Source organism: Peribacillus sp. NPDC046944 (assembly GCF_050272735.1).
GTDB lineage: Bacteria > Bacillota > Bacilli > Bacillales > DSM-1321 > Peribacillus.
Genome location: NZ_JBNNML010000011.1, coordinates 61487 through 83544, shown reverse-complemented (window position 1 = coordinate 83544; position 22058 = coordinate 61487). Strand labels below are relative to the sequence as shown.

Annotated in this window: 20 protein-coding genes; 11 read left to right on the top strand and 9 right to left on the bottom strand. The window is 42.6% G+C overall.

The genetic code is table 11. From position 1 onward, the window contains the following. Window positions 1–40: 40 nt before the first annotated feature. The gene (locus ACQKIC_RS17755; protein ID WP_427592058.1) at window positions 41–946 is read left to right on the top strand and encodes an RluA family pseudouridine synthase; all 906 of its coding nucleotides are present in this window, start codon (window positions 41–43) and stop codon (window positions 944–946) included. Window positions 947–993: 47 nt separating this feature from the next. On the opposite strand, the gene ACQKIC_RS17750 is transcribed toward ACQKIC_RS17755, so the two are convergent. From ACQKIC_RS17750 to ACQKIC_RS17730, 5 genes are all read right to left on the bottom strand, one after another. Further along, complete coding sequence (locus tag ACQKIC_RS17750) at window positions 994–1656, bottom strand: methionine ABC transporter permease (RefSeq protein ID WP_427592072.1); 663 nt, start codon at window positions 1654–1656, stop codon at window positions 994–996. Next, complete coding sequence (locus ACQKIC_RS17745) at window positions 1656–2696, bottom strand: methionine ABC transporter ATP-binding protein (RefSeq protein WP_427592057.1); 1041 nt, start codon at window positions 2694–2696, stop codon at window positions 1656–1658. Before ACQKIC_RS17745 ends, ACQKIC_RS17750 begins: the two co-directional genes overlap by 1 nt. Before the next feature lie 76 nt (window positions 2697–2772). After that, on the bottom strand, window positions 2773–3591 hold the full coding sequence (locus ACQKIC_RS17740; RefSeq protein WP_402990680.1) for a MetQ/NlpA family ABC transporter substrate-binding protein: 819 nt from the start codon (window positions 3589–3591) through the stop codon (window positions 2773–2775). A 253-nt stretch (window positions 3592–3844) separates the two neighbouring features. Next, window positions 3845–4099, bottom strand: a complete 255-nt coding sequence (locus ACQKIC_RS17735) for a GlsB/YeaQ/YmgE family stress response membrane protein (RefSeq protein ID WP_402867528.1) — start codon at window positions 4097–4099, stop codon at window positions 3845–3847. Between the two features lie 454 nt (window positions 4100–4553). Continuing rightward, complete coding sequence (locus tag ACQKIC_RS17730) at window positions 4554–5336, bottom strand: aldo/keto reductase (RefSeq protein ID WP_402956022.1); 783 nt, start codon at window positions 5334–5336, stop codon at window positions 4554–4556. Window positions 5337–5783: 447 nt separating this feature from the next. Between ACQKIC_RS17730 and ACQKIC_RS17725 the strand changes: the two genes are divergently transcribed. The 6 genes from ACQKIC_RS17725 to ald all read left to right on the top strand — a co-directional run bounded on the left by ACQKIC_RS17725 (window position 5784) and on the right by ald (window position 12251). Further along, window positions 5784–6782, top strand: a complete 999-nt coding sequence (locus ACQKIC_RS17725) for an inorganic phosphate transporter (RefSeq protein WP_402867527.1) — start codon at window positions 5784–5786, stop codon at window positions 6780–6782. Window positions 6783–7025: 243 nt separating this feature from the next. Continuing rightward, on the top strand, window positions 7026–7646 hold the full coding sequence (locus ACQKIC_RS17720) for a DUF47 domain-containing protein (protein WP_402868506.1): 621 nt from the start codon (window positions 7026–7028) through the stop codon (window positions 7644–7646). Window positions 7647–7661: 15 nt separating this feature from the next. Next, window positions 7662–8660, top strand: a complete 999-nt coding sequence (locus ACQKIC_RS17715; RefSeq protein WP_402867526.1) for an inorganic phosphate transporter — start codon at window positions 7662–7664, stop codon at window positions 8658–8660. 134 nt (window positions 8661–8794) lie between these two features. Continuing rightward, entirely contained in the window at window positions 8795–10048 is a 1254-nt protein-coding gene (locus ACQKIC_RS17710; protein ID WP_402867525.1) for a PucR family transcriptional regulator, read from the top strand. Between the two features lie 49 nt (window positions 10049–10097). Then, on the top strand, window positions 10098–10922 hold the full coding sequence (locus ACQKIC_RS17705) for an EcsC family protein (RefSeq protein ID WP_402867524.1): 825 nt from the start codon (window positions 10098–10100) through the stop codon (window positions 10920–10922). A 195-nt stretch (window positions 10923–11117) separates the two neighbouring features. Then, window positions 11118–12251: an alanine dehydrogenase gene (gene ald, locus ACQKIC_RS17700; protein ID WP_402867523.1), complete on the top strand. Its 1134-nt coding sequence runs from the start codon at window positions 11118–11120 to the stop codon at window positions 12249–12251. 106 nt (window positions 12252–12357) lie between these two features. On the opposite strand, the gene ACQKIC_RS17695 is transcribed toward ald, so the two are convergent. Both ACQKIC_RS17695 and proC read right to left on the bottom strand, forming a co-directional pair. Continuing rightward, window positions 12358–13725 carry an FAD-binding oxidoreductase gene (locus ACQKIC_RS17695; RefSeq protein ID WP_427592056.1) on the bottom strand — a complete coding sequence of 456 codons (1368 nt, stop codon included), beginning with the start codon at window positions 13723–13725 and terminating at the stop codon, window positions 12358–12360. 83 nt (window positions 13726–13808) lie between these two features. Continuing rightward, window positions 13809–14615 (bottom strand): pyrroline-5-carboxylate reductase, encoded by an 807-nt coding sequence (gene proC, locus ACQKIC_RS17690; RefSeq protein WP_427592055.1) that lies wholly within the window; start codon window positions 14613–14615, stop codon window positions 13809–13811. A 254-nt stretch (window positions 14616–14869) separates the two neighbouring features. Here proC and ACQKIC_RS17685 point away from each other — a divergent pair, with 254 nt between their 5' ends. From ACQKIC_RS17685 to ACQKIC_RS17670, 4 genes are all read left to right on the top strand, one after another. Then, the gene (locus ACQKIC_RS17685; protein WP_427592054.1) at window positions 14870–16438 is read left to right on the top strand and encodes an MDR family MFS transporter; all 1569 of its coding nucleotides are present in this window, start codon (window positions 14870–14872) and stop codon (window positions 16436–16438) included. A 108-nt stretch (window positions 16439–16546) separates the two neighbouring features. Beyond that, complete coding sequence (locus tag ACQKIC_RS17680; RefSeq protein WP_402867519.1) at window positions 16547–17146, top strand: DNA-3-methyladenine glycosylase; 600 nt, start codon at window positions 16547–16549, stop codon at window positions 17144–17146. A gap of 601 nt (window positions 17147–17747) precedes the next feature. After that, complete coding sequence (locus ACQKIC_RS17675) at window positions 17748–19643, top strand: N-acetylmuramoyl-L-alanine amidase (protein ID WP_402990695.1); 1896 nt, start codon at window positions 17748–17750, stop codon at window positions 19641–19643. A gap of 33 nt (window positions 19644–19676) precedes the next feature. Further along, a complete protein-coding gene (locus ACQKIC_RS17670) occupies window positions 19677–20201 on the top strand; it encodes an HXXEE domain-containing protein (protein WP_402990783.1) in 525 nt (174 codons plus the stop codon). Window positions 20202–20241: 40 nt separating this feature from the next. Here the strand turns inward: ACQKIC_RS17670 and cobT are convergent, their stop codons facing one another. Together cobT and lepB are read right to left on the bottom strand one after the other, a co-directional pair. Further along, on the bottom strand, window positions 20242–21288 hold the full coding sequence (gene cobT, locus ACQKIC_RS17665; protein ID WP_402990786.1) for a nicotinate-nucleotide--dimethylbenzimidazole phosphoribosyltransferase: 1047 nt from the start codon (window positions 21286–21288) through the stop codon (window positions 20242–20244). 134 nt (window positions 21289–21422) lie between these two features. Further along, window positions 21423–21938 (bottom strand): signal peptidase I, encoded by a 516-nt coding sequence (gene lepB / locus ACQKIC_RS17660; protein ID WP_402990698.1) that lies wholly within the window; start codon window positions 21936–21938, stop codon window positions 21423–21425. Window positions 21939–22058: the final 120 nt, after the last annotated feature.

Sequence of the window (22058 nt, the reverse complement as noted above, 5' to 3'; positions counted from 1 at the left end):
CTTAAAAATACAATCTAATCCAACGAAAGTAGGAATAAATTTGAAACATTTCACAGTGAAAAACGATGAATTATTCATCACTGTACATAAACAATTGGATGGTTTTACATTAGAAGGTCTTTTTAGAGACCATTGGAAGGCTCCAAAGAAACTTGTTCATGAATGGAGAATGAGTAAGAAAGTAAAAGTGAATGATGTTATCACTCCTTGGAAAAGTAAAATTTCTGAAGGGGATACGATCCAGATTCCGTTGCTTCACGTTGATGATGATCGAGTACCCGCTACAGATTTGGGAATCACCATCTTATATGAAGATGATTTGTTATTGATTGCAAACAAACCGGCAGGAATGGATACCCACCCCTCTCATTCTGGTGATAGGAATTCACTGATCAACGGGGTGGCCCACCACCTTCAGGTAACCGGCCAAACCTGCATGATAAAACATATTCATAGACTCGATAAAGATACCACTGGCGCCGTCCTTTTTGCTAAAGAGCGACTGACCGGCTCCATGCTCGATAGAATGCTTGAAGAACGGAACATCAAGAGAACCTATTATGCTTTAGTGGAAGGGATCCTTCAAGAAAATGCAGGAAAAATCGAAGAAAAGATTGGGCGGGACCGGCATCATGCGACGAGACGAAGAGTATCTCCATCCGGACAGACAGCCATCACTCATTATCAAGTCCTTGAACGGTACCCTAAAGAAAATCGGACACTTGTCAGCTGCACATTAGAAAGTGGCAGGACCCACCAAATCCGGGTGCACTTCAGCCACTTGAATCATCCCTTGGCCGGGGATACTCTGTATGGCGGAAAGAGTTCCTTTCCACGCCAGGCCCTTCATGCCAGGAAAATGGAATTCATCCATCCTATCTCCGAAGAAAAAATCGCCATCGAAGCACCTTTCCTGGATAAGCCCAGTATCTTTGAAGGGTTATAAACCATACCAAAAAGCTGGCTCATCGTCTTTGAGCCAGCTTTTTTTGATTATGATCCTTTTTTTAATTTAGCAGCGGTCCAATTGCCAAAAGATTGGATTAGCTGAACGAGGCAGATCAATAGGAGGACCGTCAGGAACATGACCGGAAGATCCCATTGCTGGTACCCATACCGTAGTGCCAGATCACCAAGTCCTCCCGCTCCCACAGCCCCGGCCATTGCCGTTGCTCCGATCAATCCTATCGTTGCAATCGTCAAACAAAGAACGATCCCTGGTCTAGCTTCACGTAACATGATTCGAAAGATAATTTGTGTCCGTGTCGCTCCCATGGCCAAGTAGGCTTCAATGATGCCGCGGTCCACTTCAAGCAAAGCCGTTTCTATCAATCGTGCGATATACGGGGCGGTAAATACGATCAGCGGGACAATCGCGCCCTTAACGCCTATCGCCGTGCCTGCCACCCATTCAGTGAAAGGGATGATGGCCACGATCAAGATGATGAACGGCACGGACCGGATGATGTTAACAAGTATATTCAATATAAGAAAGACCATTTTATTCGGTGCAAGATGATCTTTTCTTGTTATCACCAATAACACCCCAAGCGGAATGCCAATGATGGTGGCCACGAAAAGAGCGACCCCAACCATCATTAATGTTTCGTAAAGCGACTGTGTAAATAACGGCGACATCTCTACCAATCTCTCCATCATGACATCATCACCTCGGGATCCTGTTTTATTTCCACATGATGAACCGCCTGTTTGAGAAAATCGATGGCTTGTAAAATCGATTCTTCCTTACCTGAAATATGTAGCACCATCATCCCAAGTGGCATTCCTTTCACTGAAATCATCGAACCGCTTAGCACATTGGTGACCACGGAAAACCGTACGGCAAGAGAATGTAGCACAGGATTAAGTGCATCGTCTCCCCTGAATGAGATCCTGACCACTTTATAGGACGAACTTCCATGCTGCATTTTATTCAACAAGTCTTTGGGAACCGTATCATCGAAAACGGTTCGGATGAAGTTTTTCGTCGTCGGAGCTTGAGGTGTACTGAAAATATCATGAACTGACCCCTGTTCGATGATTTCCCCTTGCTCCATGACAGCCACCCGATCACAGATTTTTTTAATGACATCCATCTCATGGGTGATCAGCATGATCGTTAATCCCATTTTTTCATTAATATCAAACAAAAGCTCAAGAATGGATTCCGTCGTTTGTGGATCTAACGCGGAGGTGGCCTCATCACATAAAAGAAGTTCGGGGTCCATCGCCAAGGCGCGAGCGATCCCTACCCTTTGCTTTTGTCCTCCTGACAGCTGGGCAGGATATTCCCCCGCTTTATCCTGCAAGCCCACTAACAAAAGCAAACCGTCCACTTTTTGCTTGATTTCTCGTTTGGACATCTTATTCATTCTTAAGATTTCTGCGACATTATCAAACACATTATAGGAATCCAGCAAATTAAAATGCTGAAAGATCATCCCGATTTTCTTTCGGGATGACCGCAATTCCCGTTCACTCAATTGCAGTAAATCGACTCCATTCACGATGACTTTTCCGCTAGTCGGCTTTTCCAGCAGATTGACCGTCCTAAGCAACGTGCTCTTTCCGGCTCCGCTAAAACCAATCACACCGAAAATCTCTCCCCTGTTCACGGAAAGGGATACACCCTTTAAGGCATGAATGCTTTTTTTTCCCTCTACATATGTTTTGTGTATATCAGTCAACTGGATCATTCTAGCCCCCCTACTTATCCATCATTTCCAGGTTTGGACCAGCAAAGAGCCTTCTTTACTGTGCCTTTCTCTCCTTTTATTCAAAAGGATGATCGACCGTTTTGAACACACCATCGTACTTTTCTTTAATGAACGCTTTCACTTCTTTGGAACTATATAATTCAGTTAATTTTTTATAGTCTTCATTATCTTTATTTTCTTCTGCGGTTGCCAAGTAAATCGGGAACTTGTCCCCTTGTTCGATATATAATGGATCTTCCTTCGGGTCGTATCCATTCTGGATTGCAAAATTACTAGGGATAATCGCTACGTCCAGGCTATTCATCGCTGGAGCAAGCATGCCGCCTTCTAACTCCTTGAATTTCAATTTTTTTGGATTTTCTGCGATGTCCTGGATGGTTGCGTAGTTTTCAAGACCCGGCTTCAATTTAATTAAACCCGCTTCTTCATATAACAAAAGACCACGCCACAGATTAAGAGGATCATTCATGATTCCTAGAGTGGCCCCTTCAGGAATTTCCTCGATCGTTTTGTATTTTTTCGAATAAAAAGCCATATTCGTGGTGAAAACCTTCCCCACCGTTGCGATATTGGCTTTGTGATTCTCGTTATATTGTTCTAAATATGGTTTGGTTTGGAATACATTAACATCCAAGTCCCCATTTTCAAGAGCGCGGTTAGGCGTGACGAAATCATTGAATGGGACAATCTCCATTTTGATTCCCTCTTCCTTGGCCACCTCTTTCACCTTTTTGGCCACCTCTTCAAAAGGTCCCGCGGAAACGCCCACTTTAATCGTCTGTTCTTGAACTTTCTCTTCACTCCCGCAGCCTGCCACTAATAATAAGCCCGTGACTGCAAGAAGCATCCCCATCATTTTTTTTGATATCATCATTCTCATTCTCCCTCCCCATTTTTCAGTATACAATTATTATTATTTTAAAAACATCATAATTTTACATTCATCCTATATATTGATTGTTTATCCTTTTTATTAAGTAAATGACAATAATTTTTATATATTTAAATAGCAAATAATGCTTTCTTCTATATTAATTAACGGAAAGAAGGCAACCGCTAAAAGCGATTACCTTGAAATTCCCCAAAAAAAATAAGCTGGCCGTTTAGGCCAGCTACATTTTCTTTATTTATGAAGCTTTTCTTGTTCCTCTTAAGATTAAGCTTAAGATGAAGACAAATACGATAGCACCGATTAATGCTGGAATGATAGCGAAATCTGCTACTGAAGGTCCCCAAGTTCCAAGAATTAATGAACCTAACCATGCACCAACAAAACCTGCAATGATGTTACCAACGATACCGAATGGTACGTCACGTCCGATAATCATACCTGCTAACCAACCGATAATACCACCGATAATTAATGACCATAAGAATCCCATAATATATTTCCTCCTTGAGTAAATGAATTTTATTCAACAGACTTGAAGAAATACTCATCACTTTCATTATTCGTGTCCGATCAACACCATAACCTTTACACTCAAAAGGTATAATGCCTGGTACGCATATCTTAATAATGCGAATGTTTTTGGTTATTTAAAAAGGTAATTGTCATTTTAAAATGAAGTTGATTGGACACCGCTTAATGTCTGTGTGTGTTTTCTTCTTGTTTGCTGTTGTACTAAGTATTTTCCCCTTATTCTAAATCTAAAACCTTATTTTATTTTAATTTTTTTGGAACCGAAAAAGAGATTATCGATGTAGAGAAAGGGGTATATACTATTTTTCATTTCGTCTTCCACTGTTAGTATAGACAGTTTCCATCTATAATATGTTAAAAAAAAGAGTGTCCAGAATTTCTCTGGGCACTCTTTTTAGGGTTCGTGAAACTGGTTAAAAAATCAGTTCATCCGGGTTGCTACCGAATCGTTCATTTTTATTCAAGGCGTCGATTTGGTTCATCTCATTAAGGCTCAATGAAAAGTCGAACACTTGAGCATTTTCTACGATACGCGAAGGTGTAATCGACTTTGGAATAACTACGATATCATGTTGTAGGTGCCATCTGATCAATACCTGTGCAGCGCTTTTCCCATGCTTTTTCGCAATATGGTTGATTGTAGGTTCATCGATTAAATGCCCGCGTCCAAGCGGACTCCACGCCTCTACCTTGATATCATGTTTTTTGCAGTAATCACGAATTTCGGTTTGAGTTAACAATGGATGTAATTCAATTTGATTGACGACAGGCTTAACCTCACTGTTTGCCAATAAGTTTTCCAGATGGTGAACATGGAAATTACTTACGCCGATCGCTTTCACTTTTCCATCATGATAAAGTTTCTCAAGTGCCTTCCATGTTTCCAGGTATTTATCCTGACCTGGCCAATGGATCAAATATAAGTCCAAATACTCCAAACCTAGACGTTCCATGCTATCCTCGAAAGCTTGAAGGGTCGTTTCATATCCTTGTTCCGTATTCCATACTTTCGACGTAATGAACAGTTCTTCACGTGGGATGCCACTTTCCCGAATCGCCTGCCCCACACCTTCTTCATTTTCGTAGATGGCGGCCGTATCGATTGCACGGTAACCTACCTCAATCGCCTTCTTGACTGATTCAACCGTTTCCTCACCGTTTTTCACCTTAAAGACACCGAAGCCCAGCTGCGGCATTTGCACTCCATTATGTAAAGTTATCTTCTCACCAACACTTGAAATCACGTGACATTCCCCCTTAGTTTTATTTTCCAATTATAGCATCAGATACCTTGCATTTCTAACCATTCACCTCGGAATTTTCAGCTTTCAATCCACCAAATCCTTTGGTAAACTATCCATTATTATTTAAAAAAAGAATGAATAGGTAATTTTTCATCGAATGAATAAAATATTTTGTAAAAAAATGACGAAACATCTATCCTTATAGATAAGAAATTCGTTACAATTGAATAGTTGGGCAAAAAAATGTTAAAAGTAGGTGCCACCTTTTCAAAAGAATAATCAATCGATATAACTCCCATTCTAAATAGTAGGAGTTTCAAGACTAATCTCTCGTCCACTTTGTATCCGCAAACTAGGTTTTATATTTACATACTTGAACATTAAGGGAGTCTTACATGCATGAGTAGTCTATTCATTTTAACAGCTGCAATTATCTTCTTTGCTTTAGTTTTTGACTTTATCAATGGGTTCCATGATACGGCCAATGCAATCGCTACCGCTGTTTCAACTAAGGCACTACAACCTCGGCACGCCATCATCATGGCTGCGATCATGAACTTATTGGGAGCATTGACCTTTACAGGGGTAGCCCAAACCATAACAAAGGACATTGTTGATCCATTTACCTTAAATAATGGTTCTTATGTCATTCTTGCTGCCCTACTATCTGCAATTATTTGGAATTTGGTCACCTGGTACGTTGGCATTCCAAGCAGTTCTTCCCATGCCATCATCGGATCCATTGCTGGAGCTGCCATAATATCAGGTGGTTTCGATTCCATCAAGTGGAGTGGGTTTTCTAAGATCGTCCAAGCCTTGATCTTATCTCCTATCATTGCATTTGCAGTCGGTTTTATCGTGTATAGCATCTTCAAGATCATCTTTAAAAATAATAACTTAGGCAAGACCAATAAACGTTTCCGGAGGATTCAAATTCTTACGGCTGCGATTCAATCCTATACACACGGAACAAATGATGCGCAAAAGTCGATGGGGATCATCACATTGGCTTTAATGGCTAATGGATTTGCTCATAGCTCCGACATCCCATTCTGGGTACAACTTTCCTGTGCGATTGCCATGGCCTTAGGTACTTCAATCGGCGGATGGAAAATCATCAAGACGGTCGGTGGGAAAATCATGAAGATCCGTCCGATAAACGGAGTGGCCGCTGATATGTCGGGTGCCGCCATCATCTTAGGGGCTACCTTCATTCATATGCCTGTAAGTACAACCCATGTCATCTCCTCTTCAATACTTGGTGTAGGCTCAGCTCACCGAATCAAAGGGGTAAAATGGACAACCGCCAAAAGCATGCTGGTGACATGGTTCATCACGTTACCAATTTCCGCAGGATTGGCTGCAACCATATACTATATTATTTCATTATTTTTATAATCCAACACTTGAACCTTTCCAATCCGGAAAGGTTTTTTTCTTCTCTTTTCTCTCTTCATCATTGTAGATATTCCCAAATTTCACTTTTCCTTTATCTTTTTGTAAAGTTTTATTAAGATTTTGTAAATTTTCGTCGAAAAACCTTCCCTATTGCTAGATGAATTCGTTACAATCAAGTTGTTAATACTAAAGCGTACACATCTATACGTAAAATTACGCTTGACTAATTGGGAGGCATTAACCATGGCTTTTAAATCTAAAAAAGACAAATTTGCAGTGATGTTATTAAATATTGCTCAAAACATCAAAGAAAGTGCGGACTATTTCGCAGATTATAAGCTTAAAAATATCAGCGACTTAAAAGTTTTTTCAGATACGATGAAAGATTATGAGCACAAGGGCGATGAAATGGTTCACACCATCATTAAAGAATTAAACAACGCCTTCATTACTCCTATAGAGCGTGAAGATATTCTTGAATTAACCATGAGAATGGATGATGTCATAGACGGTTTGGAGCATTGTTCCGCTCTATTCGAAATGTATTCTATCGTTAATGCCGATGAGTACATGCTTAAATTCGTCGATGCCATTAAAGAATGCACCTATGAAATCGAAACAGCTGTCGATACGCTATCTACTAAAAAATTACCAATGATCCGTGAAAACGCGATTAAGATTAAAGAACTTGAATCTGTTTGTGATGGCATCCAACGCCAATCCATCAAAAACCTGTTCACGGTTGAGAAAGATCCAATCAGAATCATCCAATATAAAGAGATTTACGAGAGCCTTGAAGAAATTGCCGACAACTGTCAAGCCGTTGCCAATACACTTGAAACAATCATAATGAAAAACGCCTAAGGAGTACCCCCAAAAATGGATACTTTATTGATTTTAACGATTATCATTGTTTTCCTAGCACTTGCATTCGACTTCATCAATGGTTTCCATGATACAGCGAATGCCATTGCTACATCTGTTTCAACAAAAGCGTTAAAACCAAGGCATGCTATCATCTTAGCAGCTATCATGAATTTTGTTGGAGCCATGACTTTCACAGGTGTGGCGAAGACGATCACGAAGGATATTGTGGATCCGTTCACCCTCCCGAATGGTTCTTATGTAATCATGGCTGCTCTACTTTCGGCCATCATATGGAATCTTCTTACTTGGTATTACGGAATACCAAGTAGTTCCTCCCATGCATTGATAGGTTCGATTGCAGGTGCCGCAATTGCAGCAGCCGGATTCTCCTCCATTAAGTGGGAAGGGTTCTTGAAAATTCTCGAAGCGTTGATTTTCTCTCCTATCATCGCTTTCGTGATAGGGTATATCGTTTACAGCATCTTTAAAGTTGTTTTCAAAAACAACAACCTGACGAAAACGAATCAAAGGTTCCGTACGATCCAGATTGCTACCGCAGCCCTTCAATCGTATACACATGGAACGAATGATGCTCAAAAGGCGATGGGGATCATTACACTGGCCCTGATCGCCAATGGATATGCATCAAGCACGGATATCGCTTTATGGGTTCAATTCAGTTGTGCCTTGGCAATGGGTCTTGGAACCTCGATCGGTGGATGGAAAATCATCAAGACCGTCGGTGGAAAGATCATGAAGATTCGCCCTATCAATGGGGTTGCCGCTGATTTAACGGGCGCCTTCATCATCTTCGGTGCCACTTTGATTCATATGCCAGTAAGTACGACTCATGTTATTTCATCTTCCATCCTAGGAGTCGGTGCATCCCACCGGGTTAAGGGTGTTAAATGGGGAACGGCAAAAAGAATGCTAATCACTTGGTTCATTACCTTGCCTATTTCTGCTACATTAGCAGGGTTGATTTACATGGTTATTAATTTCTTTTTCTAACGTTTCCAAAAACCTGCTGATTCAGCAGGTTTTTTCATTTTCTGGAATTCTTCTATCCTATCACTATGTTAAATAAGGATAATCGTTTAAAATTTGTATAAGAAGGAATTTTTTAAGCGAGGTGCCTTAGCAGTATGAAGGAATTTACGAAAAATAGAGATATTTTTAAAGACCTTTATGGGGATATGATGGAGTTTGCTGATAGAATCAGTTCCGTTTTAGGTTGTCCGATTACAATAGAAGACGGAAACCATCGTCTCCTTGCCTATAGTACCCATGATGATACAACAGACCAAGCCCGGATCATGACCATCATTGGCAGACGGGTACCCGAAAAAGTCATCAATAGCTTATGGAAAGACGGCATCATTCCTTCCTTGTTGAAAGATGGGATGCCGATAAAAATAGATGCCAGGCATGACGTTGGGCTTGGCAATCGGGCAGCGGTTTCCATCCGGAAAAACAATGAAGTCCTGGGCTTCATCTGGGCATTGGAAGTAAACGAACCTTTCTCCGAAGAGGATATGGAATTTCTCCACTTCTCTGCCAAGGAAGCCAAAAATCAACTACAACAACTGCAATTGAAAAAGAAAAGGAAAGAAGCGGGACACCAGGAGTTTCTTTGGCGCATGTTGACGGGACACTATCAGGAAGAATCGGAAATACTCGAACATTTCACTAAGTTTTCCATCCATGTCCCAGTCGTCTTTTCCATATTGGTATTTGAATTCCCAAACGAAATCAACCGTGAAGTCGAACGTTTCATTTCCTATATGCTAACGACCACCCAAAAGATTCATAGTTTCCTTTTTGCCATAGACCAGAATAGACTCATCCTTTTTACTGGATTCAATCAGGAGAATGAATCTGCCTTCTCCACTTATGAATTCATCCCTTACTTCATATTGGAAATGCAACGACGGTTTGGTGTGGAACATATCCTTGGAACATCCGGGAACATGTATAAAAACCTGACCGACGTGAAATCAAGTTATGAGGAAGCGCTATATACCCTGAAAATGAAGTCGATTTTTCCAAACGATATGAATCACATCCTGCATTATGAAGAGCTCGGCATGTTTCAAATGCTTGATGTCTTTGCAAACAACAAACAGCGAACGGTCCATCCTTCTGTTTTAAAGCTCAAAGCATACGATATGAAAAATCAGACCGAATTATTGCACACACTGACCGTCTATCTCGAAAAAGACGGCAATCCCAATGAAGCTTCAAGGACTCTCCATATCCATGTGAATACGTTGAACTACCGATTAAAACGGATAAGTGAAATCGGGAATATCCGCCTAAAGGACCCGATTCAAAAGATGTCCCTCTTTCTAGATATCAAGATCGAACAATATAAAGAATTTCTAAAAAAAGCACGATGAATCTTACATTACGGGTAAAGATAGGAAGACGGAAAGGAGAATGACCACCATGAATCTGGAACCAAGAGAAGAACTTGAGAAAGAATTGCAAATCATAAATAAGTGGGAAAAGGAACAGAAAGGTCTATGGTTTTGGGACCGGATCGGTCGCCTCCCCTTTAAGATACTCGACAAAGTGACCCCGTCCTTCATTCAAAAAAGGTTGGGTGCCCTGCTCGATGAAATAGGTAGCTACATACAAACAGGCGGCAAATACCTAACGAAGGAATCTGCCATCATCAGGAAGGTGGAGGTTCATAGCCCAAATTTGAACATCACTACCATTGAAGATATCTCCAGGGATGTGCCACTCCAAGTGATGGACAAAGTTGGTCAAGATATTAAAAAATCGGGTAGTCATTTAGCGACGGTCCAGGGGGCCAGTACAGGAATAGGCGGAGTTTTCACTTTAGCCATCGATATCCCCCTCCTCCTTGGCATGTCCATTAAAACCCTGCAAGACATGGCCGTAGCCTATGGTTACAATCCACGGGACAAGCAGGAACGGGTTTTCATCGTCAAATGCCTACAGTTCACTACATCTGATGTCGTCGGGAAAAAGACGCTCTTAAAGGAAATGGAGAACATGGTCCTTCCTGGGTCCGAATCTAAAAGAGAAATTGCTTCCGAGCTTCAAGGCTGGCGGGAAGTGGTCTATACATATCGCGATCAATTCGGTTGGAAGAAACTTTTGCAGATGGTTCCCGTCGCAGGCATCATCTTTGGTGCATTCACCAATCGTTCCATGATCTCCGATATGGCCGATACAGGCATGATGCTTTATAAGAAAAGAAGAATTATAGAACGAATGAAGGAAATCGGTTCCACTGATTAGTTCCATGTCAGATTTTCTTACGTACACCTTGGTCATCCAGGCTCGTATCCAATAGTTACCCATACCTTTTGACTCTGCCTTTGTGGAATTTCACAAAGGCCTCTTTTCCACTTTTCTGATTTCCACATACTAACCTTTTCCAATCGCGTTTATACTTTAGGTAATACTTAAAAGAAACCATTGGAGGTATTTTAGATGAGAATAGGCATTCCGAAAGAAATCAAGAACAACGAAAACCGTGTAGCTATCACTCCCGCTGGTGTTATGGCATTAGCCAATGCCGGACATGAAGTTTTTATAGAAGTAAACGCAGGCTTAGGAAGCAGTTTCACCAATGAATCCTACCAGGAAGCCGGCGCCATCATGGTCGAAGATGCTGCAAGCGTTTGGGAAAGCACGGACATGATCATGAAGGTAAAAGAACCTATCCCATCTGAATATAAATATTTCCGTAAAGACTTGATTCTTTTCACATATCTTCACCTTGCCGCCGAACCGGAATTGGCAAAAGCATTAAAGGAAAATGGTGTATTGGCCATTGCCTATGAAACCGTTTCCGTAAATCGCACACTTCCATTATTAACGCCAATGAGCGAAGTCGCTGGACGCATGGCCTCACAAATCGGTGCTCAATTCCTTGAGAAAAACAACGGGGGTAAAGGTATCCTCCTAAGCGGTGTACCTGGTGTCAAACGCGGTAAAGTAGCGGTCATCGGGGGTGGTATGGTTGGAACGAATGCAGCCAAAATCGCCATCGGTCTGGGAGCGGATGTAACCATCCTTGACTTAAGTCCCGACCGTCTGCGCCAACTGGATGATATTTTTGGAAATCAGTTGACCACTCTCATTTCCAATCCATTCAATGTAGCGGAAGCCGTTAAAGATGCGGACCTAGTCATCGGGGCTGTCCTGATTCCAGGTGCAAAAGCTCCAAAACTTGTCACGGAAGAAATGGTCAAATCCATGTCGCCGGGGTCAGTCATTGTCGATGTAGCCATTGACCAAGGTGGTATCTTTGAAACGGTTGACCATATCACAACACATGACAACCCTACTTACGTAAAACACGGAGTTGTCCACTATGCAGTGGCGAACATGCCTGGTGCGGTCCCTCAAACATCGACCACAGCGTTGACGAACGTAACCGTTCCTTACGCATTGCAAATTGCCAATAAGGGGGCTGTTAAAGCCATTCTTGAAAATGAAGCCCTTGCAAAAGGGGTAAACGTGGCCAACGGCGAAATCACGTTTGAGGCTGTTGCGACGGACCTTGGATATAATTACGTCAATGTAGTAAGTGCCTTGGATCAAAATAATATTAATGCCTAAAATGATAAGCTCCAGTGACGTTCATGACGTCCTGGAGCCTTTTTTGTATTTGTATTTTTCTACACGCACAAGAACATGATCATTTTCGACCCACCGTTATGTGTAATCAGTCTTCAAATACTTTGCCAGGATTCATGATGCCTTTCGGGTCCAAAGCCTGCTTGATCGTTTTCATCACTTCGTATGCAGTGCCATGCTCTCTCCGCTGATATTTTCTTTTCCCAAGTCCCACTCCATGTTCCCCCGTACACGTACCGCCTTTAGTTAGTGCGTATTCGACAATCTCTTCATTTATCCGCTTTGCTTCCACCACTTCCTCTGGGTTACTAAGGTCCACCATGAACAAGACATGATAATTCCCATCACCCACGTGACCGACGATCGCACCTTCCACTTTCGATTGTTCGATCTTTTCCCTCGAATCCAAAATGGCATGAGACAATTCGTTCAAAGGCACGCTTACATCAGTCACCATCAATTTTTTGCCTGGTGCACTATGGATGAATGCATAAGCAAGATTATGGCGGGCTTCCCACAATTCGTTACGCGCTTTCGAATCCGTTTCAAACTGGATATCTTCACACCCTAAATCCCGGACAATTTCCTTTGCGAATGTCACATCCTGTTCAAGCCCCGCTGCATTCCCGTGAAACTCCAAGAATAATGTAGGTTTTACATCATAGGACTTATCCAAGAACTGATTTACCTTTTTCATAGATTCCGAGTCCACTAGCTCGATTCGTGCGATGGGAATTCCGGCAACCATGATGCCATTCACGGCTGCCACCGCAGCTTCGACGGTTGGAAATGAGGCCCTCCCCGCCATCGTCACTTCCGGGATCCCGTAGACCTTTAACGTTAATTCGGTAAATACCCCTAGCGTGCCTTCCGAACCGACAAATAAACCATTCAAGTGAATCCCGGATGAAGATTTTGCCGCTGAACTTCCAGTATGTATGATTTCCCCATTCGCAAGCACCACTTCCAAATCCCTAACCTGATCCCTCATGATCCCGTATTTAACAGAAGTCGTCCCACTTGCATTCGTTGCCGCCATCCCACCTAATGTTGCGTCGGCACCTGGGTCAACCGAGAAAAAGAGCCCGTATTTTTTCAGTTCTTTATTCAATTGTGTCCGTGTTACTCCCGGTTGGACCTTCACTAAAAAATCGCCTGCGCTGATTTCAAGCACCTTATTCATCAAGGATAAATCAAGTGAGATCCCTCCGTTTACAGGGACTACATGCCCTTCCAAACTCGACCCCAAACCAAAAGGAATGATTGGGATTCCTTGCTCATTGGCGTACCGTACGACAGCACTCGTTTCTAAGGCATTTCTCGGATAAACGACCACATCCGGTAACCTTGGCGCATGATACGATTCATCATGACTATGTTGTTCCAGTATCGTTTCATTCACGGATATTTGTCCTGACGATAAAATGCTTCTTAATTGTTCAATATGTTCCTTCATGTCATTTCCCCCTGTTTTTTAACGAAATATTCTGATTAAAGTTCCCGGGGAAGTTACCCATTTGTCAGGCAAATTCCCTTCTCTCAGTGATTGATTCCCATTGTTTTATCCGTGCAGGCCTTCATCGCCTCCAAAACGCTTGCCCTGAACCGATTCTCTTCCAAAGTGGCAACGGCCGCAATCGTTGAACCACCCGGGGTACACACATCATCCTTCAACGCTCCAGGATGCTTCTCCGTTTCAAGTACCATTTTAGCCGCGCCTAAAACAGCTTGGGCAGCCATCCGATAAGCTTGCTTCCTCGGGATACCATCACGTACACCGCCATCCGCGATGGCTTCGATGAACATGTACACATAGGCGGGTGAAGATCCACTGATTGCCGGCACCGCATCCATCAGGTGTTCTTGGATGAGCTCCGTTTTTCCAAAGCTGTTCAATAGAGTTGTGACTTCCCTTATGTCGGCAGTATCGATTTCATCATTCATGCTGATTACTGTCATGCCTTCCCCTACTAGTGATGGAGTGTTGGGCATCGTCCTTGCGACCTTCACCCGTTTTCCGATGCCCTCTTCGATTTGTGACGTGGTGATTCCAGCGGCCATCGTAACGATCACAACATCTTCTTTTATATAATCCTTCACTTCAGATAGCACCCGCTCGTGCATGGACGGTGGAATAGCAAGGAAAAGCATATCGGCAAATCCTGCCACTTCCTTATTGTCCAAACACCCTTGCACTCCATATTTTGAAGTGACTTTAGTCAAGGTCCCTACACTTGCCGTACTGACCATGATCATTTCTGAAGATACGACGCCCGAACGAAGCATGCCTCCCAGCATCGCCTCTCCCATTTTACCGCATCCAATGAATCCAATTTTTTTATTCATATTTCCCACTTCCAATCATAACTTCATTTAGTATCTTATTATAACGGATTCAGAAATGAGAAACATGCCCAAGACTTCCTAGTGTGTAAAAGAAAAATATCACGGGATCCATTCCTTTAAGATTCCATCCCAATCAAGTGATTTTTTTAGCGAAAAATATGGATTGACTATATAGTCAGAAAAAGTTTATAATTTTGGCCACTTAGTCAATATCTTACAATGGAGATTGAACTTTACAAGAATGGAGACGCGAAATGGACATGGAGAAAAAGTCAATCAATACCACGCTTGTCTTGACCGGATTGATCATCGGGATGTTTTTCAGCTCATTGGAGCAAACGATTGTCGGTACAGCAATGCCGACGATCATCGGGGAATTGAATGGCTTCACCATCTTCGCTTGGGTGACGACCGCTTATTTAATTGCCTCCACCACCGTCGTTCCTATCGTCGGGAAATTATCGGATTTATATGGCAGGCGTTCCCTTTACCTGCTGGGAACGATCATCTTTACGATTGGCTCCTTTTTATGCGCCACCGCCACTTCAATGGAGCAGCTCATCATTTACCGTGGCCTTCAAGGAATCGGGGGCGGGATGATCATGCCTTTATCCCAGACCATTATCGGAGACATTTTCACAGCTGAACAGAGAGCTAAATGGCAAGGTGTATTCGGGGCCATTTTTGGATTAAGTGCCGTTATCGGGCCATTTTTGGGTGGACTGATTGTAGACCATATTAGCTGGCATTGGATTTTCCTCATCAATGTACCAACCGGTTTATTATCAGCAGGGATGATTTACGTCGGATTAAAGCATGAAACCATCTTGAAAAAAGAGAACGTTCACATCGATTATCTAGGGATTTTCACCTTAATCCCTGGCATCGTGTTGCTTTTGTTGGGCTTGACCTTCGGAGGTGATAAGTTCGAGTGGATGTCGATCGACTCTATATCCATCTTTGGAAGCACCCTCGTTTTCCTTGCCCTTTTTGTGGTGTTTGAAAGAAGGGCCATTGAACCGATCCTGGATTTATCCCTATTTAAAAATAGGGTATTTGCCACCACGAACATTTTAGGGTTTCTACTGGGCCTAGGCATGTTCGGGGCCATCATGTTCGTTCCGCTTTTCATGCAAGGCGTGCTTGGCGTGTCACCGACTAAAGCGGGTTCGGCCATGACCCCGATGATGATCGGCATGATTCTCGCCAGTATCGTCGGAGGTCGGCTGCTGTTAACCTTCCGCTTTCGTACGGTGCTTACCTCCGGAATGTTTTTTGCAACGCTTGGATTCATCCTCATGAGTACGATGGATAGTGAAACCAATATCCTGACCGCCTTTATTTTCATGGCAGTCCTTGGAGTGGGAATGGGGCTAGTCATGCCGACGTTGATGATTGCCGTTCAGAATGAATTCCCAAAGTCGCAGCTTGGTTCGGTCACCGCAGCCTCTACCTTCTTTCGTTCCATTGGCGGAACGATGGGCATTACGATTTTGAATGCCGTCATGAACCATCATCTTCAACAAAATATGGATGATGCCGTGCTGAGCGAAAAGAACCCTGTACTGCATGAAGCATTGAAGGGGCTAGCCAATCAGACAGATAAGCTATTCAATATCATGCTTTATCCTGAAAACCTAAAACTGCCGGAAGAAGCCCGCCAAGTCCTGATCAAGACGATTGAACATGCTTGGATCGATGCCTTTTCCAGTGTCTTCATTACCGGTGTCTTTTTTATTTTTGCCGGAATATTAGTCGCTCTTTCCGTGGGGCCGGGTAAAATCAAGCGGGATCAGGAAATGCAAAGCGATAGGAGCCTATAAGCTAATGGATCGGCTGCATGCGTAGTCGATTTTTTCATTTTGTATCCTGAGGTTTCTTTTTCTTCGATAAGGGAATTTTAACTGTAACCTACTTATTGGAGTGATACGATGCAAAAAGAACCTACCATCCCATCCATTTTGCCACCGGAATTTTACAACCAGCCCACGATTGAGCTGGCCCAATCCCTTTTGGGTTGCCTGCTTGTGAAAGAGACCCCGGAAGGAACGGCTGCTGGTTTTATCGTCGAAACCGAAGCCTATATGGGGGCCATAGACAGGGCAGCTCACAGCTTTGGCAATAGAAGGACGAAGCGGACGGAAGTCATGTTCGGTGAGTCCGGCATGATTTATACATATTCCATGCATACCCATACCCTTGTGAATGTCGTGAGTGGCGGTCCCGAAATTCCGGAAGCCATCTTGATTCGGGCAGTGGAGCCCTATGTGGGAGTGGAATTAATGCATGAAAGGCGTGGTCTTCCTGATGTCCGCAAACTGACGAACGGACCCGGGAAGTTATCCAAGGCACTTGGCATCACGATGTCAGATTACGGACATATGTTTACAGAACCCCCACTTTATCTTGCTTCCGGCAAACGACCCGATCACATTTCAAGCGGACCCCGTATCGGCATCGGGAACTCGGGTGAAGCAAAAGACTATCCTTGGCGCTTTTGGGTGACCGGCAGTCCTTTTATTTCACGCTAGCATGTCAAAAGCGAATGCAGAGAAATTGCGGGTGAAAGCTAGGCTTTGAAAACCATGAAATGTCCCGATTAGTGCACACATTTCTTTACCCCTGCTGGCTTCCCCACGCTTTTTTTTGCCTCCCTTCCCCATTAAATGGCCAGAGTCATTCTTTATTGAAAGAGACATTCTCAAGCAAAGCCAGTGTCTACCTGCTAAAAGTACATTGGCTATTCCCTTCATCTTCCCTCACCCACTTTACCGCTTACTCCCAATCCACCCATTCACCTCCCTTTTTTATTCCTGATGCGTTCAATTGACCGGTCATCACTGTCTCAAGGAAATGTTTGTAAGACAACCAGTCTTTTAGACTAGCAATTCTTAAAATCCATGAAACTTTAGAACTCACAATTTAACATTTTTTTGAACAAAACCTCTTAAATATGTTATATTATGTCGAGACGTGCTTTAAATGGAAAAAATATCGGCTGAAATAAATGGAGGTGCCTTTCGAACAATCATAATCTTTGTTGCCATTTTTATAATAACGATCAATCCATAACTGACTGTTATTATTAGTCATTTTCTTTGTGCGTCCTTATAACTAAGGAGGTCACCCATTATGTTTAAAAAAATCCTACTACTTACAATGGCCGTATTCTTCATAACGACCACTTCACTCAGCCCTTCGCTTAAGGTCAATGCTGCAGAATCCAATGACACGGGAATAATCCATACAATAAAAAGTGCCAATGTCTATAAAGGGCCTGGTAAGGCTTATGGGACAACGGGCGGAAAAGTGCGAAAAGGGGAATTGGTGACAATCATCAAAACCTCCGGCAACTGGACGTATTTCCAAAGTAACGATGATTATGGCTGGATTGCTTCAAGGTTTGTACAGTCTTCTCTTGGTGAAGCTGTACTGACAAACGGAAAAGCTTCCCATCTTCTTTATTCCGGACCTGGAACATCATTTGGGAAAGAAGGATCTTCAAAAGCAGGTACTACAACCATCCTATTTGAAAAGACCGGCTCTTGGCGACATATTTATGTAAATGGTCAGGAAGCATGGGTAGCTGAGAAATACATTCAGCCTACATACGGTGTAGGAAAGGTCAAAGCTAGTTATGTCAATTTGTATAATGGAGCCGGCAAGAAATACGGTACGTCTGGGAAATTGAGCAACGGTAGTGTTGTCGCATATGCAGAAGTGAAAAATAATTGGCGTCATGTGTTTGTAAATGGAAAGAGCCATTGGATTTGGAACGCTCATTTAACTAACACCGATTACGATACCCTTTCACACCAAACTGTCATCTCAAAAAATTATGCCAACCTATATAAAGGACCAGCCAAAAGTTCTGGTGCTAAAACAAAAGTGACCAACGGTACACCGCTTGTTTCGTTAGCAACGATGGGAAATTGGACATATATCCAAACCTCATCAAATGAAGGGTGGGTTTGGTCAGACTCTCTTGTAGACACGACAGCTACCGCAAAAATCACTGGTACGAGTTCGGCTAAAATCTACAAATCTCCTAATAAGATCGGCGGAACCACAGGCAAAACCCTTGCGAAAAATAAAACAGTTGCCATTAAAGAGCTGAAAAACGGATGGCGCTCTGTGAGAAGCAGCAATACAACGGGTTGGATTGAAGATAAGTACATGAAGGAAACGATGAAGATTTCCTCCAAATCTGAGGGTGTTTCTCAATCTATATATAATGTAAATGTATATTTATCTGCCACAAAGTCATTAGGAACGATTGGTCTTATCCCAAAAGGGTCTACCGTGAGCTATTTTCAGGAGAAAAATGGTTGGAGATACATCCAGGCTGGTAATCTTCAAGGCTGGGTTTGGGATAATTCTCTCTCCACCGTCTCCCCATTAAGCGAACTTAGCATCATTCTCGATCCCGGTCATGGTGGAACGGACCCCGGTGCAGTGGGTAATGGTCTGCAAGAAGCCGCTCTCACTCTGGAAATCAGCGAGAGAGCACAAGATTTATTTGATAAAACACCCATCCATACGATCATGACCAGAACCTCAAAGACAAGCAGTGTTACGGCGGGAAGTAAAATTTCCACCAGCCAATCCCTGCAAAAACGCATGGACTTTGCTTCAGCGAACAAGAAATCAGATGATGATGTATTTGTCAGCGTCCATATTAATGCCGGCGGTGGCACTGGCGGCGAAACGTACTATTATAGTTCGTATAGCAGGGCTGCCGTCAATCCATACAATGCTGATAGCAAACTTCTAGCACAAAAAATACAAGCAAGATTGATAGATTATATGGACTTTAAAAATAGAGGGACAAAAGAAGCTAACTTCTATGTTCTAAAATACAATTCCATGCCAGCAACGCTAGTGGAAGCAGGTTTTATCGATAATGCTAGCGATGCAGCCAAACTGAAACAAACTTATTACAAACAACAGGCTGCCAAAGCAATCTATCAAGGTACACTAGATTATTACAAAGCAAAAGGTTTCAACGTCGACGCTTATAATCTGTAAATGATCAACCGGCCCGGACTCATGGACATTCACATGTTCATCGTCCGGGTTTCTTTCTATCCATTTTGTTTTCTTCTCCATCCTAAAGGAGGTGTTTCTATTAACAAAACGTTATGGCTCATTCCTTTATTATTTCTCCTCCACAACTCGGAAGAATCATTAAGTATGACCGAATACTTAACAAAACACTTTCATATACCTTTTATCAGTCAATCTCAATTCATCCTTGCCGCTTCTATCTTGACTGTTCTAGTTTTCCTCACCATTTGTCTTTATCAGATTCAGGTCTTATCATCCATTCATTGGGTCATCTTCACACAGGGTGCCATTTTCTTCAATGCGGTACAGCATCTTGCTTTATTCTTTTACTTTGGCTCGTATAATCCAGGAGCTATTACAGCCTTTTTCATCTGTCTCTTTTCTATGATACTGCTTGCACACGTATTAAAAAATAAGGTAGTCCGAGTATGGAGTTTATGTATAACGCTTACCGGAAGCCTACTTTCCTACCCCCTGATCATCTGGCTTATGCTTCGTTTAGCTGGATTTTTCACATGAAAAATAAGAGGCCCCCATCAAGAAGGCCTCTTTGTTTTCATTATTTATTGGATACCCCTGCTGATTCAAATGTTGCCATTTCTTTTACGACCAGGGTCGCTGCCTGAAGAATGGGAAATGCAACCGCAGCACCGGTTCCTTCCCCAATTCTCATGTCCAATTGGAGAATCGGCTCTTTACCAAGCCATTCTATGGCCGTTCTGTGGCCGGGTTCTGCCGATTGATGGCCAACGAACATATAATCAGCGCAACGATTCGAAATCAAGTTTGCAATCACACCAGCCGTTGTCGTAATGAACCCATCAAGCAAAATCGGTATTCGTTTGTTGGCTGCTGCAAGCATCGCCCCTGCCATACCGGCAATCTCGAGTCCACCGATTTTCATTAAAATATCGATTGGATCTTTCGGATTAGGATTTCTTAACGAAATGGCCTCTTCAATGATTCTTTGTTTATGTATGATTCCTTCCCTTTTCAGGCCGGTCCCCTGACCTACTAGCGATTCCACGCTTTTTCCACTAACGACCGAGATGATGGCAGAACTCGCTGTCGTATTGCCAATTCCCATTTCACCAAGGATCAGACATTTCGCACCCTGCTCGATCATCGCCTCTGCCCGTTCATACCCGACTTCAAGCGCTTGGTTTACTTCTTCTAGCGTCATCGCGTCCTCTTTATAAAAGTTTCGAGTTCCTCGACGAACTTTCCTTGACGTCAATTCAGGTGCTTCAATATCCGCATCAATCCCAATATCGACAATGTCAAAGTAAGCGGATATCGCACGGCTAAATACATTGATTGCTGCTCCATTATTAAGGAAATTGAGCGCCATTTGTTCGGTCACTTCTTTTGGATAAGCGGATACCCCTTCATCCGTAATCCCATGATCTGCCGCAAATACGATAACGCCTGGTCTCGAAACCTCCGGAAATGCCTCGCCTGTCATCTTCGCCAGTTCGATAACCAATTCCTCAAGCCTTCCCAAACTTCCCTGCGGAACAGTCAGCGAATCCACGTACCCTTTCACTTGCCTTCCCATCTCTTCATCCAACTTTGGGATGGATAGAGCGGCTAGCCCATTCTTCATCATTCAAAAAACCTCCACATATAAAATAAAAGACCTTACCCAATGGAAAAGGTCCCTATCTATCATCTTCTAAAAGTTCGAATTAGTCTATACTATCTATCCATAGGATTATTTTTAATCAACAAAATATCATGTCATTGAGGGGCACCCAGTTCATTCAAAGGGAAGAAACGAAACTCCACTTTCCCTACAAGTGAATCTTCGTGGATGACACCGAACCTTCTGCTATCCCAACTATGCCTGCGATTATCTCCCATTACGAATAAAGTCCCTTTTGGAACTTTCACGTCGAAATTCTCAGTCAAGTTTTCATCAGATTGGATTTCCTCTTTTTTTGATTCCACGTATGGTTCCTTATATTGTTTCCCATTTATGTAAAGCACGTCATCCTTCATTTCCACACTATCGCCCGCAAGTCCGATGACTCTTTTAATATAATCTTTTTCTGCATCCGGAGCGTGAAATACAACCATATCAAAATGCTCGATGTTTCCGACTTTCGTAACGACAATCCGGTCATTATTTTCGTAAGTGGGCTCCATGGACTCACCTTTTACAGTCACTGGAACAAATAAAAACTGACGACAAATGAAAACGACGATTAATGCAATAAGTACCGATTTTACCCAAGAAAAAAGTTCTTTTTTCATGAAATCCCCTTTCGCTCCAAAATATTAGTCATTAAAAATATTTTACTAAACTGGTTTATTTTTGTATATACACAAGTGTGATAAACTAAGGATTTTTGTTCCGATATTCATTGTTGGGAA

Bases quoted from the DNA above. Each gene is read 5' to 3' on its own strand.
- ACQKIC_RS17750 (WP_427592072.1), bottom strand. From the start codon at position 1,656: ATGGAGAGATTGGTAGAGATGTCGCCGTTATTTACACAGTCGCTTTAC.
- ACQKIC_RS17745 (WP_427592057.1), bottom strand. From the start codon at position 2,696: ATGATCCAGTTGACTGATATACACAAAACATATGTAGAGGGAAAAAAA.
- ACQKIC_RS17740 (WP_402990680.1), bottom strand. From the start codon at position 3,591: ATGATGATATCAAAAAAAATGATGGGGATGCTTCTTGCAGTCACGGGC.
- ACQKIC_RS17735 (WP_402867528.1), bottom strand. From the start codon at position 4,099: ATGGGATTCTTATGGTCATTAATTATCGGTGGTATTATCGGTTGGTTA.
- ACQKIC_RS17730 (WP_402956022.1), bottom strand. From the start codon at position 5,336: ATGCCGCAGCTGGGCTTCGGTGTCTTTAAGGTGAAAAACGGTGAGGAA.
- ACQKIC_RS17725 (WP_402867527.1), top strand. From the start codon at position 5,784: ATGAGTAGTCTATTCATTTTAACAGCTGCAATTATCTTCTTTGCTTTA.
- ACQKIC_RS17720 (WP_402868506.1), top strand. From the start codon at position 7,026: ATGGCTTTTAAATCTAAAAAAGACAAATTTGCAGTGATGTTATTAAAT.
- ACQKIC_RS17715 (WP_402867526.1), top strand. From the start codon at position 7,662: ATGGATACTTTATTGATTTTAACGATTATCATTGTTTTCCTAGCACTT.
- ACQKIC_RS17710 (WP_402867525.1), top strand. From the start codon at position 8,795: ATGAAGGAATTTACGAAAAATAGAGATATTTTTAAAGACCTTTATGGG.
- ACQKIC_RS17705 (WP_402867524.1), top strand. From the start codon at position 10,098: ATGAATCTGGAACCAAGAGAAGAACTTGAGAAAGAATTGCAAATCATA.
- ald (WP_402867523.1), top strand. From the start codon at position 11,118: ATGAGAATAGGCATTCCGAAAGAAATCAAGAACAACGAAAACCGTGTA.
- ACQKIC_RS17695 (WP_427592056.1), bottom strand. From the start codon at position 13,725: ATGAAGGAACATATTGAACAATTAAGAAGCATTTTATCGTCAGGACAA.
- proC (WP_427592055.1), bottom strand. From the start codon at position 14,615: ATGAATAAAAAAATTGGATTCATTGGATGCGGTAAAATGGGAGAGGCG.
- ACQKIC_RS17685 (WP_427592054.1), top strand. From the start codon at position 14,870: ATGGACATGGAGAAAAAGTCAATCAATACCACGCTTGTCTTGACCGGA.
- ACQKIC_RS17680 (WP_402867519.1), top strand. From the start codon at position 16,547: ATGCAAAAAGAACCTACCATCCCATCCATTTTGCCACCGGAATTTTAC.
- ACQKIC_RS17675 (WP_402990695.1), top strand. From the start codon at position 17,748: ATGTTTAAAAAAATCCTACTACTTACAATGGCCGTATTCTTCATAACG.
- ACQKIC_RS17670 (WP_402990783.1), top strand. From the start codon at position 19,677: ATGTTCATCGTCCGGGTTTCTTTCTATCCATTTTGTTTTCTTCTCCAT.
- cobT (WP_402990786.1), bottom strand. From the start codon at position 21,288: ATGAAGAATGGGCTAGCCGCTCTATCCATCCCAAAGTTGGATGAAGAG.
- lepB (WP_402990698.1), bottom strand. From the start codon at position 21,938: ATGAAAAAAGAACTTTTTTCTTGGGTAAAATCGGTACTTATTGCATTA.